The sequence below is a fragment of the Micromonospora sp. RTBAU3-60 genome (genome assembly GCF_054963695.1).
Genome location: NZ_JBUEGB010000001.1, coordinates 123,195 through 137,490, shown reverse-complemented (window position 1 = coordinate 137,490; position 14,296 = coordinate 123,195). Strand labels below are relative to the sequence as shown.

Sequence of the window (14,296 nt, the reverse complement as noted above, 5' to 3'; positions counted from 1 at the left end):
CATGTCGACCCGGACCCTCGGCGCACCCGAGACCGCGCCCACCGTCGAGCCCGTGGCCCGCCGCCGCACCGGCACCCTCGGGCGGGTGCTGCGGGCCGCGGCGCTGACCGCCTTCGCGTTGGCCTTCCTCTTCCCCTTCTACTACATGTTCATCGGGTCGTTGCAGGCCGAACCGGACACCTCGCCGGCCGGAGCGTTCCCCACCGGCGGCCTCACCCTGGGCAACTACCGGGAGATCAACGCCGAGATCCACCTGCTCCGGTCGCTGGTCAACTCCGGCATCTTCACCGGCGGGGTCATCCTCGGCACGGTCGTGTTCGGCCTGCTCGCCGGCTACGCGCTGGCACAGCTCAGCTTCCGCGGCCGCGGCGCGCTGTTCAACCTGGTCCTGTTGGTCCAGGTGGTGCCGTTCCAGCTCCTGCTGGTCCCGCTGTACGTGCTGATCGTGCGCGGCTACGGGCTGGCCGACTCGTACCTCGGCATGATCCTGCCGTTCCTGATCAACACCACGGCGGTCTTCGTCTTCCGGCAGTTCTTCCTGCAACTGCCGCCGGATCTCTTCGCCGCCGCCCGCGTGGACGGCGCGAGCGAACTGCGCATCCTGTGGTCGGTCGCGCTGCCCCTGGTCCGTCCGGCCCTGCTGACCGTGGTGCTGCTGACCTTCATCGGCCCGTGGAACGAGTTCCTCTGGCCGTTCCTGATCACCAAACAGACCGACATGCAGCCGCTGGCGGTCTCGCTGGCCAACTACCTGAGCAACGTCGCCGCGCGGGCCGCCAACCCGTACGGGGCGGTCCTGGCCGGCGCCTGCGTCCTCGCCGCCCCGGCGGTGGCGCTGTTCGTCGCCTTCCAGAAGCACTTCACCTCGACCAACATCGGATCTGGCGTAAAGGGTTGAATCGTTGACTGTCTCCACCGCCGTCCCGTACACCCTCACCCGGCTGGGCGTCGTCATGGCGCCCGAAGCGGGGGAGCCGCTGGAAGCCGAGGGGGTGCTCAACCCGGCCAGCGGACGTACCCCGGACGGAACGCTGCACCTGCTGCCACGGCTGGTCGCCGCGGGGAACGTGTCCCGGGTCGGGCTCGCCGAGGTCGAGTTCCACGACGGCGTACCGGCCGGGGTGACCCGACGTGGCGTGGTCCTCGCCCCCGACGAGGGCTGGGAGCGGGGCTTGAACAACGCCGGGGTCGAGGATCCGCGTACCACCTGGGTGCCGGGCCTCGGCCGGCACCTGATGACGTACGTCGCCTACGGCCCGCTGGGCCCGCGCCTGGCCCTGGCCGTCTCCACCGACCTGCGGAACTGGCGGCGGCTCGGCCCGGTGCAGTTCGCGTACCAGCCGGGCCTGGACACCGACCTGAACCTGTTCCCGAACAAGGACGCGGTGTTCTTCCCCGAGCCGGTGCCCGGCCCGGACGGCCGCCCCTGCTACGCGATGTTGCACCGACCGATGTGGGACCTCGGCTGGTTCCGCCCCGGCGAGGGGGTGCACCTGCCAGCCGGGATCACCGACGAGCGCCCCGGCATCTGGATCTCCTACGTCCCCGCCGAGGAGGTGTACGCGGACATCACCGCGCTGGTGCGGCTGCGCGACCACCGTTGCGTCGCCCTGTCCGAGTTCCCCTACGAGGAGCTGAAGATCGGCGCCGGCCCGCCGCCGGTCCGGGTGGCGGAGGGCTGGCTGCTCATCCACCACGGGGTGACCGGCCACATCCCCGACACCTTCGACCCCAGCACCCAGCAGGTCGAGTACGGGGCCGGCGCGATGCTGCTCGACCCGGCCGACCCGGGCCGGGTGCTGGCCCGTACCGCCGAGCCGATCCTGGTGCCCGAGACCGAGGACGAGCGCTCCGGCACCGTCCCGAACGTGGTCTTCCCGACCGCGATCGAGGAGGTGGACGGGGTCCGCTACGTCTTCTACGGCATGGCCGACGCCAAGATCGGCGTCGCCCGGCTCGACCGTGTCCAGTGAGCCGGGCCCGGCCGCCCCGCGTGACCGGGTCGCCGGGGCCGCTCCGGTGACCCGCCCCGCCCCGCTGCGCCTCGGCGTCGTCGGGGCCGGCGGCTTCGCCACCTTCCTCACCGGCGCCCTGCGCGACCTGCCGGAGGTGACGGTGACCGTGGTCGCCGACCCGGACACCGACCGGGCCGCGCGGCTGGCCGGGATCCTGGCCGCCCGGCCGGTGCCCGACTGGCGGGCGCTGGTCACCGCCGACGACGTGGACGTCGTGGTGGTGGCCACCCCGCCGGCCGGGCACGCCGAGACCACCCTCGCGGCGCTGCGCGCCGGCCGGCACGTGTTCTGCGAGAAGCCCCTGGCCATCACCGCGGACGAGGCCGGCGCCATCCGCGACGCGGTCGCCGCCACCGGCCGCGTCCTCGTGGTCGACCACGTGCTGCGCTACAACCCCGTGCTGCGGGCGCTGGCCCGGCTGCGCGACCACCGGTTCGCCGTGCCGCCCGGGTCCGACCCGCTGCTCGGCCCGGTCCGGCGGCTCGCCTTCGAGAACGACGCCAGCGACGAGGACCTCGGCCCGGAGCACTGGTTCTGGGACGAGCGGGTCAGCGGCGGGATCTTCGTCGAGCACGGCGTGCACTTCTTCGACGCCGCCGACGCCCTCGTCGGCGCGCCCCCCGAGTCGGTGCAGGGCATGCTCGGCCACCGCCCCGGCGCCGACCTGGCCGACCTGGCGGTCGCCACCACCCGCTATCCGGACGGCGCGGTGGCGACCTTCGCGCACGGCTTCAGCCACGCCCACCGCTGCGAGCGGCAACTGATGCGGATCGACTTCGGCACCGCGGAGGCGCGGGTGACCGGCTGGATCCCGGTCCACGCCACCCTCGACCTCTGGACCGACGACGCCGGGGCGGCGCTGGTCGAGCAGCTGCCCGCCCGGGCCGCGGACCTGCTCGCCGTCGAGGGGCACCGGTTGCGGGACTCGGCCGTCACGGTGACGGTGCACCGGCACGCCGGCCCGGCGGACGCCCGGGAACGGGGCCGGCAACGGCAGCTGCCGCACCACTGCCGGATCACCCTCGACCTCGGCGGCGAGGCCGCCAAACCGTACGTCTACGCCGAGAGCGTGCGGGCCGCCATGCACGACCTGGTGCGCTGCGTCCGCACCGGTGACCGGCCCGCCGCCGGAGTCACCGAGGGCGCCACCGCGGTCACCGTCGCCGCCGCGGCCGCCCGCTCCGCCCACGAGGACCGCACCGTCCACCTCGGACGATCCGCGTAACACACCCCCCACCACCGACCGCCCGTCCCTGACCGAGGAGGTTCCGTGAAACGCCGATCGCTGCTGCTGGGCGGCCTTGCCGTCACCAGCCCGCTGCTGACCGCCAACCCGGCCAGCGCCGCCGCTCCCGACCGCACCCCGAGCACCAGCCCGCTGACCAACCTCACCCACCTGGACTTCCTCCGGCAGGACGTCACGCCGCCCCAGCAGCCCGGACACACCACCTACCGGCTCGCCGACACCCCGGCGATCGGGGCGCTGTGGACCTACGCCGAACCCGGGCCGGACGGCGCGTTCCGCCGCGTCGGCGGTGGCGCGTACGACCCAGACACCGACACCTGGGGGCAGGGCGCCTACAACGCCGACGACATCTCCCGAGCCGCCGTGGTCTACCTGCGGCACTGGCGGCTGACCGGGGCCGCCGCCAGCCGGGACGCCGCCTACCAGCTCCTGCGCGGCCTGACCTACCTGCAGACAGCCGACGGCCCGTACGCCGGCAACGTGGTGCTGTGGATGCAGCCGGACGGCACCCTCAACCCGAGCGCCGAGCCGAAGGAACTGCCCGACCCGTCCGACAGCGACGCGTCGTACTGGCTGGCCCGGACCATCTGGGCGCTCGGCGAGGGGTACGCGGCGTTCCGCGACACCGACCCGGAGTTCGCCGGGTTCCTGCGTACCCGCCTCGACCTGGCCATCGCAGCCGTGCAGCGCCAGGTGCTCGTCCGCTACCAGCAGTGGCAGCTCATCGACGGGGAACGTACCCCGGCCTGGTTGATCGTCGACGGCGCGGACGCCACCGCCGAAGCGGTCCTCGGCCTCGCCGCCTACGTCGAGGCCGGCGGCGGCGCCACCGCCCGTCGGGCGCTGCGGCAACTCGCCGAGGGCATCGCCGCCCTGGCCGACGGTGACGTGCGGGAATGGCCGTTCGGCGCGGTGCGCCCCTGGGCGCTGTCCCGCTCGGTCTGGCACGGCTGGGGTGCCCAGATGCCCGCCGCGCTCGCCCGGGCCGCGCAGGCCCTCGACGACCGGACCCTGCTCGGTCCCGCCGTCACCGACGCCGCCGTCTTCACCCCGTGGCTGCTCACCTCCGGCGGCCCGGACAACGGCCGGCTGCCCACCCGCACCGACCGGACCCAGATCGCCTACGGCGTCGACTCGCGGGTGCAGTCGCTGCTCGCCGTCGCCGACGCCACCGGACGGTCCGGGTTCGCGCAACTCGCCGCGCTGACCGCCGCCTGGTGGTTCGGCGCCAACCCGGCCGGGACGCCCGGCTACGACCCGCACACCGGCCGGGCGATCGACGGCATCAACGGCGACGGGCAGGTCAACCGGAACTCCGGCGCCGAGTCGACCATCCACACCCTGCTCAGCATGCTCGCCCTGGACGCCCGGCCGGGCCTGGCCGCGCTCGCCCGCCGCACCGAGATCATCGAACGGGTCGGCACGCTGACGCTGGAGGCCGAGGACGCCGCCCGCCAAGGTAGCGCCACCGTGGTCACCCCGCAGTCGGCGTGGACCGGCGAATCGTTGATCAGCGGCAGCTACGTCGAGCTGCCCGCCGGGGCCGGGCTGCGCTGGCAGCTCCCCCCGGCCGACCAGCCGCGGCTGGTGCTGCCGGTGGTGGACCTGCGCCCCGGCGCACCGGCCCGGACCGTCTGGCGCAGCGACGCCGGACCGCTCGGCGAGGTCGACCACGCCCGGGTCGGCGCCCAGGGCAACTCCCCGGCCCCGGGCGCGTTGCTCCCGGTCACCCTGCCCCGCGAGCTCGCCGCCCACGCCACCGAACTGGCCGCCGTGGCCTCCGCCGGAGACCCGGCCAGCGTCGACGCGGTCCTGCTGGAACCGCTGGTCTCGCGGCTCACCCTGGCCGGCGACGGGCAACGCACGACGCTGCTGCGCAGCGCCGCCCGGACCGCCCGGACGGTGGCGGTCACCGCCGGCGGCACCGGACCGGCCACCGTCGAGGCGTACGACGCGGCGGGGGTGCTCCGCTCCCGGCACACCAGCCCGGACGCCCAGCCGCGGGTCACCGTGCTGCCCGGCGGCTTCACCCTGGTCCGCCAGTGACCCGGTCCACGCCGGGGCAGCCGTGGTGGCGCGGCGGCGTCTGCTACCAGGTGTACGTCCGCAGCTTCGCCGACTCCGACGGCGACGGCACCGGGGACCTGCCCGGGGTGACCGCCCGCCTGCCCCACCTGGCCGCCCTCGGCGTGGACGCCGTCTGGCTGACCCCGTTCTACCCGTCCCCGATGGTCGACGGTGGATACGACATCGTGGACCATCGGGACGTTGACCCGCTCTTCGGCACCCTCGCCGACGTCGACGCGCTCGTCGCCGAGGCGCACCGGCTCGGCCTGCGGGTCGTCTGCGACCTGGTGCCCAACCACACCTCCGACCGGCACCCCTGGTTCCGGGCGGCGCTCGCCGCACCGCCGGGCAGCGCCGCCCGCCGCCGGTACGTCTTCCGTCCCGTCGACGACGACCATCCGGACCGGCCGCCCAGCGACTGGCGGTCAGCGTTCGGCGGGCGCGCGTGGCGGCGGGTGCCGAGCCCGGACGGCGGGCCCGACGAGTGGTACCTGCACCTGTTCAGCCCCGAGCAACCCGACCTGAACTGGGCCGACCCGCGGGTGCCGGCGGAATACGCGCAGATCGTCCGGTGGTGGCTCGACCGGGGTGTGGACGGGCTGCGCATCGACATGGCGCACGCCCTGTTCAAGCACCCCGACCTGGTCGACGCCGGCCCCGGACAGCACACCGAGTTCCGCCGCAACCACCTGATGCCCTTCTTCGACCAGGCGCCGCTGCACGCGTTGTACCGACAGTGGCGGGCCATGGTCGACGCGGTGCCGGGGGAGCGGGCGCTGATCGGCGAGGTGTGCCTGTTCGACGCCGACCGGCAGGCCCGCTACGTCCGCCCGGACGAGCTTCACCAGGCGTTCACCTTCGAGCTGCTGGAGTGCGACTGGTCCGCCCCGGCGCTGCGCGACACCATCGGGCGCACGCTCGACGCGTACCGCCGAGTCGGTGCCCTCCCGGCGTGGGTGTTGAACAGCCACGACGCGGCCCGGACCGTGACCCGCTACGGCGGCGGGGAGCGCGGGCTGCGGCGGGCCCGGGCCGCCGCCCTGCTGATGCTGGCGTTGCCCGGCGCCGCCTACGTCTATCAGGGTGAGGAGCTGGGGCTGCCCCAGGTGGACCTGCCCGACGAGGCGTTGCGCGACCCGCTCTGGGAACGCTCCGGGCGGACCGTGCGCGGGCGGGACGGATCCCGGGTGCCGATCCCGTGGACGGCGGGCGGTGGCACGTACGGCTTCTCGCCCGAGGGCGCCGACCCGCCGTGGCTGCCGCAGCCCGACGGCTGGGGCGCCTGGAGCGTGCAGCGGCAGACGGCCGATCCCGCCTCCACCCTGGCGCTCTACCGGACGGCGATCCGGCTGCGCCGAGCGCTGAGCAACGGCGCGGCCGACGAGCTGACCTGGTGGGACACCGGGCCGGACGTGGTGGCGTTCCGCCGCGGCGACGGGTTCGGCTGCGCGGTCAATGTCGGCGACCGGGCGGCCCGGTTGACCGGCGTCGGCCGGGTGCTGCTGACCAGCGGACCGGTCCCACCGGCCGAGCGCGCCTTCCTGCTGCCGCCGGACGCCACGGTCTGGTTCGTGCCGGGTTGATCCGGGCCGAGTGGGGCGGTGTCGACCAGGCGTGACGCTTACTGGTTGGCGGCGGCGCGCCGGACCAGACGGCGGGCCTCGTCCCGAGGGACTCCGGTGGCGCGGAGCAGGTCGTTGGCGGCGGTTCGCAGCTGGGAGACGACGATCGTCCCGGAGAAGCCGATGTCCTGCCGGCAGGCGGCGCCGGCGTGGCGGACCGCCGCCAGCACCCGTTCCCGTGCCTGTACGGGTTCCCGGGCGTCGAGGAATTCCCGGTGCAGCAGCCGGATCGCTTCCCCGAACCGCTCGACGGCGGCGGGTAGGTCGGGTGGAACGGGTTCCCGGCTGCGTAACGTGGTGCCGATCCGGCGGACCAGGGCTCGGCTGTTACGGAACGCCCGGTCCATATGCTCGGCGCCCCGGCGGTAGGCGTCCAGCGTACGACGGCGGCGCCAGCGGACGGGGGAGAGCCGGACCACCTCGTGCGCGGCGCTGATCGCTTCGTCGAGCCGGTCAAGTTCCGACTCGGCGTCGCGCATCCGGTCCAGCACCTCGTCGGCGCGGGGGGCGTCGCCGCGGGCGAGTGCTTCGGCTGAGGCGGTGATCTGCCGGGCGAAGAGGTCGAGCGTCGGGTCCGCCACCCGGCGGACGGTGCGCAGCGGGTTGAGCGGGGCCAGCACCAGCACCACGAACATGCCCACCAGGCCGCCGACCAGCGCGTTGATCGTCCTGGGCAGCTCCAGGTCCGGCGTGGCGGGGGTCAGCGTGGCGATCAGGACGGCGGTGCCGCCGGCCTGGGTCATCAGCGCGCCGGTGCCGCGGAACGCCGCCGCGGTGGTGACGGCCAGGAAGACGATCGCCGCGGTCTGCCAAGGGCCGGTACCGACCAGGAGGATGAGCAGGTCGCCGACGAGGATGCCGAGCACCACCCCGGCGACCAGCTCGATCGTCCGGCGGGCCCGGCCGCCGAGCGCCGCGGCGATCACACCGACAGCGGCGGCGGGGGCGAACGTCGGCTCCGGGTTGCCCAGCAGTTGCCGGGCCACCACCCAGGACAGCGCCGCCGCGAGCCCGGCCTGCACCGCGACGATCAGGTAGGTGCGCAGCCGTCGCCAGCTGTCCCGGCCGACGCCGGCGGCCCGGCCGCGTACCGGGCCGGCCGCGGATCGCAGGCTGGCGGAGGACGGCATGGGCGCGGGTACCCGCGCGGGACGGGCCCGAACCTAACCGGGTGGCGGGGCCGGGTAGGCCATGGTGCCGGTGAGCGCCACCAGGCCCGGCAGCCGGGTGTCCTGGCGGAGGAACTGCGCGACCACCGGCACCGTGGAGCGCAACAGACAGCCGTACGGCCGGTCGAGCTGGACGGCCTCCGGGTCGATCAGGTCGTTGATCCGGACGTGCCGGATCCGCCGGGCCCCGACCATGATCCGGTACGGCCCGACCGGGTCGGTGTCCTCGTAGTAGAGGTCGAGGCTGAGCTCGGCCTCGGTGTCCGTGGCGTTGAGCACGCAGAGCTGGTCGAAGCTGGTGAAGTCGGGCTCCCGCCCGTGGCTGGGGAACGGGATGTGCCCGCCGGGGACGACCCATACGTGCGCGCCGATCTCCGGCATCACTCCTCCTCCAGCAGGCGGGCCAGATCGGGGGCGAGGAACACGCCGTCCGGGTCGAGGCGTCGCCGTACGGCCTGGAAGTCGTCCCACCGGGGGTAGAGCGGTCGCAGTTCCCGGGCGGTCAGCCAGTGCTTCTTGCCCCAGTGCGGGCGGCCGCCGTACTGCCGGAAGACCGCCTCCATGTCCCGGAAGTACTCCTCGTGCGGCAGGCCGGTGTTCTGCAGGCAGGCGATGGTGACGGTCGGGCGGCCGTAGGCGTTGCTCAGCCAGATGTCGTCGGCCGCGATGCTGCGCACCAGCACCCGCCAGCCGGCGATCCGTCGGTGCCGCTGCGTGATCCGGTGGCGCACCTCGGCGAAGCAGGCGGGGAAGGCCTCCGTGGGCAGCATGTACTCGATCTCCTCGAAGCGCAGCTGCCGGGCCTGGGGAATGGTGCGGTGGGTGGGGCCGACCTGGATCTCCCGCGGCGCGTCCCACGGCGTGGATCCGGGCACCCGGCGCGCGGCCCAGGCCCGCTCGTCTGGTGCCTCGTCGGTGCGGTTCATGGTCCGGATCTGGGTCAGGTCGCTGCGCGGGTACCAGTAGAAGTCCATGTTGCGGTTGGTGTGCTGCAACTCGGCCAGGTGGTCCAGGGTCCAGTCGACGTGCGCGCACCACGCCCGGCGGCGCAGCTGGTAGCGGGGCTGCACGTCGAGGGTGACCCGGGTGACCACGCCGAGCGCGCCGAGCGAGAGCCGCGCCGCCGGCAGCAGCTCCGCGTTCCGCTCGGGTGAGACGTCGAGCGCCTCGCCGGTGCCGGTGAGCAGGCGTACACCGGCGACCTGGGTGCACAGGTTGCCGAAGCCGAGTCCGGTGCCGTGGGTCCCGGTGGCGGTGGCGCCGGCGATGGACTGGTAGTCGACGTCGCCGAGGTTGTCCATGGCCAGTCCCGCGTCGTACAGGCCCTCGCCCAGCGTCGCCAGCTTGGTTCCCGCCCAAACCGTGGCGCGGCCGCCCTCGTCGGCGATCACGCCGGCCATCCGGTCGAGGCTGAGCAGCATTCCGTCGGTGCGGACCAGCGGGCTCGACGAGTGGCCCGAGCCGACCGGGCGGATCGTGGTGCCGGCCTCCCGGGCGCGCTGGATCAGCCGGCGCACCTCGTCCTCGTCGCCCGGCTCGGCGTGTTCCGCGGGAGTGAAGGTCAGGCTCCCGGACCAGTTGACGAACGGTTTCGTCACCACGCCCCTCCCTCCGGCAGATCCGGCCGACTACCCGCCGCCGTGCCGGGTAGTCGCCGGTCCGGGGGTGTCCGACGTCGGCCAGGAGGAACCGCATGCCCGCCTTCGGGTTCCACGCCTCGCACGAGCAGTTCCCGCCGAGCGCTCTGCTTCGCCTCGTCCAGGCAGCCCAGGACGTCGGTTTCTCCCGGGCCATGTGCTCGGACCATTTCGCGCCGTTCGGGGCCGAGCAGGGGGAGTCCGGTTTCGCCTGGTCCTGGCTGGGCGCGGCGCTGGCCCGTACCGACTTGCCGCTCGGGGTCGTCAACGCGCCCGGGCAGCGGTACCACCCGGCGATCGTGGCGCAGGCCGCGGCGACGCTGGCCGAGATGTTCCCGGGCCGGTTCTGGCTGGCGGTGGGCAGCGGGCAGGCGCTCAACGAGCACATCACCGGCGATCGGTGGCCCAGCAAACCGGAGCGCAACGCCCGGCTGGGCGAGTGCGTCGACGTGATCCGGGCGCTCTTCGCCGGTGAATGCGTCGACCACCGGGGCCTGGTCACCGTCGACCAGGCGATGCTCTGGTCCCGGCCGGACCAGCCGCCGCCGGTCTACGCCGCCGCCGTCACACCGGAGACCGCCCGCTGGGCGGCGGGCTGGGCGGACGGCCTGATCACCATCAACCAGGAGGTGACCGCGGTGCGGCAGGTGATCGAGGCGTACCGGGAGGGCGGCGGGGCCGGGCCGGTGCTGCTTCAGGTACACCTGTCCTGGGCGGCCGACGAGGCCACCGCGCTGCGCAACGCGCACGAGCAGTGGCGGACCGCCATCCTCGGCAGCGACCTCGGCTGGGACCTGGCCACACCGGCCCAATTCGACCAGGCCACCACGTACGTACGGCCGGAGGACATGCGCGCGCACGTGCTGGTCTCCAGTGAGCCCGGCAGGCACGTGGACTGGTTGCGGGCGTACGCCGACCTGGGCGTCGACGAGATCTACCTGCACCAGGTCGGGCTCGACCAGGACGCGTTCCTCGACGTGTTCAGCGCCCGGGTGCTGCCGGAGCTGGTATGACCTTCCCGCCCATCGACTCGTACGCCTTCCTCTCCGACACCCACACGACGGCGCTGGTCGGGCCGGACGGTGCGGTCGACTGGTTCTGCCTGCCGTACGCCGAGGGCGACGCGGTGTGCGCGCGGCTGCTCGACCGGCACCGGGGCGGAGCGTTCGCGCTCTCCGTCGCCGATTGCCCGGAGCCGGTCCGCCGCTACCTGCCCGACACGCTGGTGCTGGAGAGCCGGTACGCGGCGCCCACCGGCACGGCCGTCGGGCAGGACTTCCTCGCGATCCGGCCGGGCGACCCCGAGCAGCCGATCCGCGCCGAGAAGCTGCTGGTCCGCCGGGTGACGGCCGAGCGGGGCACGGTACGGCTGGCGGTCCGGGTGCAGCCGCGCCCCGACTACGGCGCGGTCGCCGCCGAGTGGGCGGCCGCCGACGACCGCTGGCAGGCGCGAGGCGTCCCGCTCGCCGTGCGGGCCACCCTGCCCCTCGCCGCCGACGGTGGCACCCTGCACGGCGAGATCGAGCTGACCGAGGGGGCGACGGCCACCGTGGTGATCGGCTACGGCGAGCTGTCCGGCCCGGCCGCGCCGGAGGAGCTGCTCGACCGGACCTGCCGCACCTGGCGGGACTGGTCGGCGCGCAGCGACTACGCCGGCTTCGGCGCCGACCTGGTGCGGCACAGCGCGCTGGTACTGCGGGGCCTGTCCTTCGACGAGACCGGCGCGCTGCTCGCCGCGCCGACCACCTCGCTACCCGAGGAGATCGGCGGGGTACGGAACTGGGACTACCGCTACACCTGGCACCGGGACGCCGCGTTGCTGCTGCTGGCGCTGTTCCGGCTCGGCCACGCCGAGGAGGGGCGGCGCTACCTCCACTTCCTGCTCGACGTGTGTTCCGGGGCCGGGGACACCCTGGCACCGCTGGTCGGCATCCGCGGCGTGACCACCGGCGAGCAGGTGCTGCCGCACCTGTCCGGGTACGCCGGTTCGGCCCCGGTGCGGATCGGCAACGAGGCCGCCGACCAGGTCCAGTTCGACACGTACGGGCACGTCCTGGACGCCGCGTTGGCGTACCAGCAACTTACCGGCGAGCTGACCGCCGACCAGTGGCGGCTGCTGCGCCGGCACGTCGACGCCATGGCGGACCGGTGGCGGGAGCCGGATCACGGCGTCTGGGAGATCCGGGGGCCGCGCCGGCACTACGTCAACGGGAAGGTGATGACCTGGGTCTGCCTCGACCGCGGCATCCGCCTCGCAGAGCTTTTCGGCGACCGCGGTGCGCCGGTGCGGCGGTGGCAGACGGTGCGCGAGGCGCTGCATGCAGAGGTCTGCGAGCGAGGATACGACCGCGAGCTGGGCAGTTTCGTCATGGCGTACGGGTCGCGTGAGCTGGACGCCGCGCTGCTGCGTATCCCGGTGGTCGGGTTCCTGCCCGGCGACGATCCGCGGGTGATCGGCACGGTCGACCGGATCCAGGTGCAGCTGGCCGTCGCGCCGGCGCTGGTCCGCCGGTACGCGGTGGACGACGGGCTGCCGGGCGAGGAGGGCGCTTTCCTGCTCTGCTGCTTCGAGCTGGTCTCGGCGCTGGTGCTCGCCGGCCGGCGGGACGAGGCCCGGCGAGTCTTCGACCGACTCCGCGGGTACGCCGGACCGCTCGGCCTCTACGCCGAGCAGCTCGCCGCCGACGGCACGGCGCTCGGTAACTACCCGCAGGCGTTCACCCATCTTGCGCTGATCGAGGCGGCCCTCAACCTGGACGGCGCAGCCCATCGGGACGCCCTGCACGCCTGGGCTGACCGGGGGCGACCATAGCCGCTGGCGGCAGCGACAACTCATCGATCTCGACCGTTTGCGGCACTGTCGACAATCCGACAGGCGGTGTGGTGAGCGCTGTGGTGATCGTCCCGCCCGTCTTGACCGTCCATAGGCCTCTGACCTGGGCATATGTTTGATTGTGTGGCAGGGAGCGGCAGTGCGGTGGAGGGCCTCTGCCGCCATGCGCGACCGCAGGCAGGGTCGCTCCGATGTCCGCACCGTGGCCGCCGGCCAGCCCTCGGCGGCCTCCCGGCCTCGTGTTCCTCGCGCCGACGGCGTCGTGAGGGCCGGTCGGATACGACGGTCATCTGCTGTCCGTGGGTCGCAACGGACGCGCCGGCGGGAGAGGAGCACATCGTGGGGAACATCCATGAACGGACCAGCCAGCGGGTCTTCGAGTTCGCCGTCCTCGTCACCGCGCCGGTGTGTGGCGTCCTGCTGATCGTGCTGCGCGTCCGGCCGCAGTCAGTGGAGGTGGCGATGCCCGACGCCATCCGGGTCTGCTGGGAGTTCGGCCTGATCGTGGTTGGCGTCGCGGGCCTGCTCGGCATGTTCTGGCCGGGGCAACTCGGCACCGGGCTCGGCATCGAACTCGCCGCGGTGCTGATGCTGGGCGCGATCGCCGCAATGTACGTCGTCTCCTTACTGGTGGTCGCCGGCCAGCAGGCGCTGGTGGCGGCCTCGTTCGTCGGTGCGGTGGCAATCGGCTCCTGGCTGCGTTCGGCGGAGATCGTGCGGTCACTGCGGTGGATCATCCGCATGCATCACGCCGGCCTCGACCTGTGCCCGGAGGCGAAGACATGATCATCGGGCAGACTCCCGGCTCTCCTTACTGGGCGCAGGTCCTGATTTCCACGCTCGGGTTGTTCGGCGGCGCCAGCGGCATCGGCGTGCTCGCCACGATCGCCGTGCAGCGGCGGAAGTTGAAGGCCGACACGGCCGGAGCGCTGACCGACGCCGCGCTGGCCCTGGTGCAGCCGCTGCGGACCCGGGTCGCCGAGTTGGAGAACGAGGCGCTGGCCGTCCGGGAAGAGCTGACGGCGTCTCAGCGGGAACTGCAGGAGCTGCGGGCGACGGTGTGGGACCTGTCCAGGACGCTGGACCGGTGGCGGGAGGCGATTCTGGCGCCGGGCGCAACCATGCGCCGAATCCAGGCCCTCGTGGCGGAGGAGGAGCGCCGCCCACGGAGTCAGCGCCGCCGGGTCCCTCCGGATCGGCCGTAGGAGTGTCGCCCGCCAGCCTGGGCGAACACCTGAACGGCGCCGGCCGCGACAGGTCACGCCACGTCCACGCCCGGAGTCTCGTTGAACTCTGACGAATGCGGGTGGAAGGGTGGCGACATGCGACTGGCCGATCGGGTGCTGATTCACCAGGTGCACCCGGTCAAGATCGCGGCGGACGTCGCGGCGGCGGCGGTGTCGAACTACCTGTTGTGGCGGAGGCGACCGAAGGCGGCTGTCGCGGTTCGTGTCGCACTTCCGGTGGCCGGTTCAATGGCCGTGCTCAGCCTGGCGGATCTCGATGCACTCGCCGGGACCCGGCGAGGACGCTGGATGCGGCGGCACATGCCACCGTCCGCGCAACTGTTGCGACTCGCGGGCGATGCGGTGACCGCCCTCGGCGCGCGCCGGCACAGACCGGCGCTACTCGCCGTCGGTGCACTGATGATCGCGGCCGGCTGGTCACACCCGTGGTGGCCGGGTAAGAACGCACGCGTGTGACCTG

The 14,296-nt window shown here is 73.7% G+C and carries 13 protein-coding genes; 10 read left to right on the top strand and 3 right to left on the bottom strand.

Going from position 1 to position 14,296, the window contains the following annotated elements; genetic code table 11:
* The first annotated feature begins 1 nt into the window (after window position 1).
* The 5 genes from ACY34I_RS00565 to ACY34I_RS00545 are packed head-to-tail and all read left to right on the top strand — an operon-like array spanning window position 2 to window position 6,911.
* Entirely contained in the window at window positions 2-898 is an 897-nt protein-coding gene (locus tag ACY34I_RS00565; RefSeq protein ID WP_462751361.1) for a carbohydrate ABC transporter permease, read from the top strand.
* A gap of 4 nt (window positions 899-902) precedes the next feature.
* Window positions 903-1,973, top strand: coding sequence for a glycoside hydrolase family 130 protein (locus ACY34I_RS00560; RefSeq protein ID WP_462751359.1), 1,071 nt, complete (start codon window positions 903-905; stop codon window positions 1,971-1,973).
* Entirely contained in the window at window positions 1,963-3,240 is a 1,278-nt protein-coding gene (locus tag ACY34I_RS00555) for a Gfo/Idh/MocA family protein (RefSeq protein ID WP_462751357.1), read from the top strand. The genes ACY34I_RS00560 and ACY34I_RS00555 overlap by 11 nt, the downstream gene beginning before the upstream one ends.
* 45 nt (window positions 3,241-3,285) lie before the next feature.
* Window positions 3,286-5,307, top strand: a complete 2,022-nt coding sequence (locus ACY34I_RS00550) for a hypothetical protein (RefSeq protein WP_462751355.1) — start codon at window positions 3,286-3,288, stop codon at window positions 5,305-5,307.
* Window positions 5,304-6,911: a glycoside hydrolase family 13 protein gene (locus ACY34I_RS00545; protein WP_462751353.1), complete on the top strand. Its 1,608-nt coding sequence runs from the start codon at window positions 5,304-5,306 to the stop codon at window positions 6,909-6,911. Before ACY34I_RS00550 ends, ACY34I_RS00545 begins: the two co-directional genes overlap by 4 nt.
* A gap of 38 nt (window positions 6,912-6,949) precedes the next feature.
* Here the strand turns inward: ACY34I_RS00545 and ACY34I_RS00540 are convergent, their stop codons facing one another.
* Genes ACY34I_RS00540 through ACY34I_RS00530 form a run of 3 tightly spaced genes read right to left on the bottom strand, consistent with a single transcriptional unit; the run spans window position 6,950 to window position 9,717 of the window.
* Window positions 6,950-8,080 (bottom strand): FUSC family protein, encoded by a 1,131-nt coding sequence (locus tag ACY34I_RS00540; protein WP_462751351.1) that lies wholly within the window; start codon window positions 8,078-8,080, stop codon window positions 6,950-6,952.
* A gap of 33 nt (window positions 8,081-8,113) precedes the next feature.
* Complete coding sequence (locus tag ACY34I_RS00535) at window positions 8,114-8,500, bottom strand: sensory rhodopsin transducer (RefSeq protein ID WP_462751349.1); 387 nt, start codon at window positions 8,498-8,500, stop codon at window positions 8,114-8,116.
* Window positions 8,500-9,717 carry a D-arabinono-1,4-lactone oxidase gene (locus ACY34I_RS00530; protein WP_462751347.1) on the bottom strand — a complete coding sequence of 406 codons (1,218 nt, stop codon included), beginning with the start codon at window positions 9,715-9,717 and terminating at the stop codon, window positions 8,500-8,502. The genes ACY34I_RS00535 and ACY34I_RS00530 overlap by 1 nt, the downstream gene beginning before the upstream one ends.
* Window positions 9,718-9,812: 95 nt before the next feature.
* Between ACY34I_RS00530 and ACY34I_RS00525 the strand changes: the two genes are divergently transcribed.
* From ACY34I_RS00525 to ACY34I_RS00505, 5 genes are all read left to right on the top strand, one after another.
* Entirely contained in the window at window positions 9,813-10,769 is a 957-nt protein-coding gene (locus ACY34I_RS00525) for a TIGR03885 family FMN-dependent LLM class oxidoreductase (RefSeq protein WP_462751345.1), read from the top strand.
* Window positions 10,766-12,568, top strand: a complete 1,803-nt coding sequence (locus tag ACY34I_RS00520; protein ID WP_462751343.1) for a glycoside hydrolase family 15 protein — start codon at window positions 10,766-10,768, stop codon at window positions 12,566-12,568. Before ACY34I_RS00525 ends, ACY34I_RS00520 begins: the two co-directional genes overlap by 4 nt.
* 360 nt (window positions 12,569-12,928) lie before the next feature.
* Complete coding sequence (locus ACY34I_RS00515) at window positions 12,929-13,375, top strand: hypothetical protein (protein ID WP_462751341.1); 447 nt, start codon at window positions 12,929-12,931, stop codon at window positions 13,373-13,375.
* A complete protein-coding gene (locus ACY34I_RS00510; RefSeq protein ID WP_462751339.1) occupies window positions 13,372-13,794 on the top strand; it encodes a hypothetical protein in 423 nt (140 codons plus the stop codon). Before ACY34I_RS00515 ends, ACY34I_RS00510 begins: the two co-directional genes overlap by 4 nt.
* A gap of 117 nt (window positions 13,795-13,911) precedes the next feature.
* Window positions 13,912-14,292 carry a hypothetical protein gene (locus ACY34I_RS00505; RefSeq protein WP_462751337.1) on the top strand — a complete coding sequence of 127 codons (381 nt, stop codon included), beginning with the start codon at window positions 13,912-13,914 and terminating at the stop codon, window positions 14,290-14,292.
* The last annotated feature ends 4 nt before the right edge of the window (window positions 14,293-14,296 follow it).

Coding starts and splice junctions, on each gene's coding strand:
- ACY34I_RS00505 (WP_462751337.1), top strand. CDS start 13,912: ATGCGACTGGCCGATCGGGTGCTGATTCACCAGGTGCACCCGGTCAAG.
- ACY34I_RS00510 (WP_462751339.1), top strand. CDS start 13,372: ATGATCATCGGGCAGACTCCCGGCTCTCCTTACTGGGCGCAGGTCCTG.
- ACY34I_RS00535 (WP_462751349.1), bottom strand. CDS start 8,500: ATGCCGGAGATCGGCGCGCACGTATGGGTCGTCCCCGGCGGGCACATC.
- ACY34I_RS00540 (WP_462751351.1), bottom strand. CDS start 8,080: ATGCCGTCCTCCGCCAGCCTGCGATCCGCGGCCGGCCCGGTACGCGGC.
- ACY34I_RS00565 (WP_462751361.1), top strand. CDS start 2: ATGTCGACCCGGACCCTCGGCGCACCCGAGACCGCGCCCACCGTCGAG.
- ACY34I_RS00520 (WP_462751343.1), top strand. CDS start 10,766: ATGACCTTCCCGCCCATCGACTCGTACGCCTTCCTCTCCGACACCCAC.
- ACY34I_RS00525 (WP_462751345.1), top strand. CDS start 9,813: ATGCCCGCCTTCGGGTTCCACGCCTCGCACGAGCAGTTCCCGCCGAGC.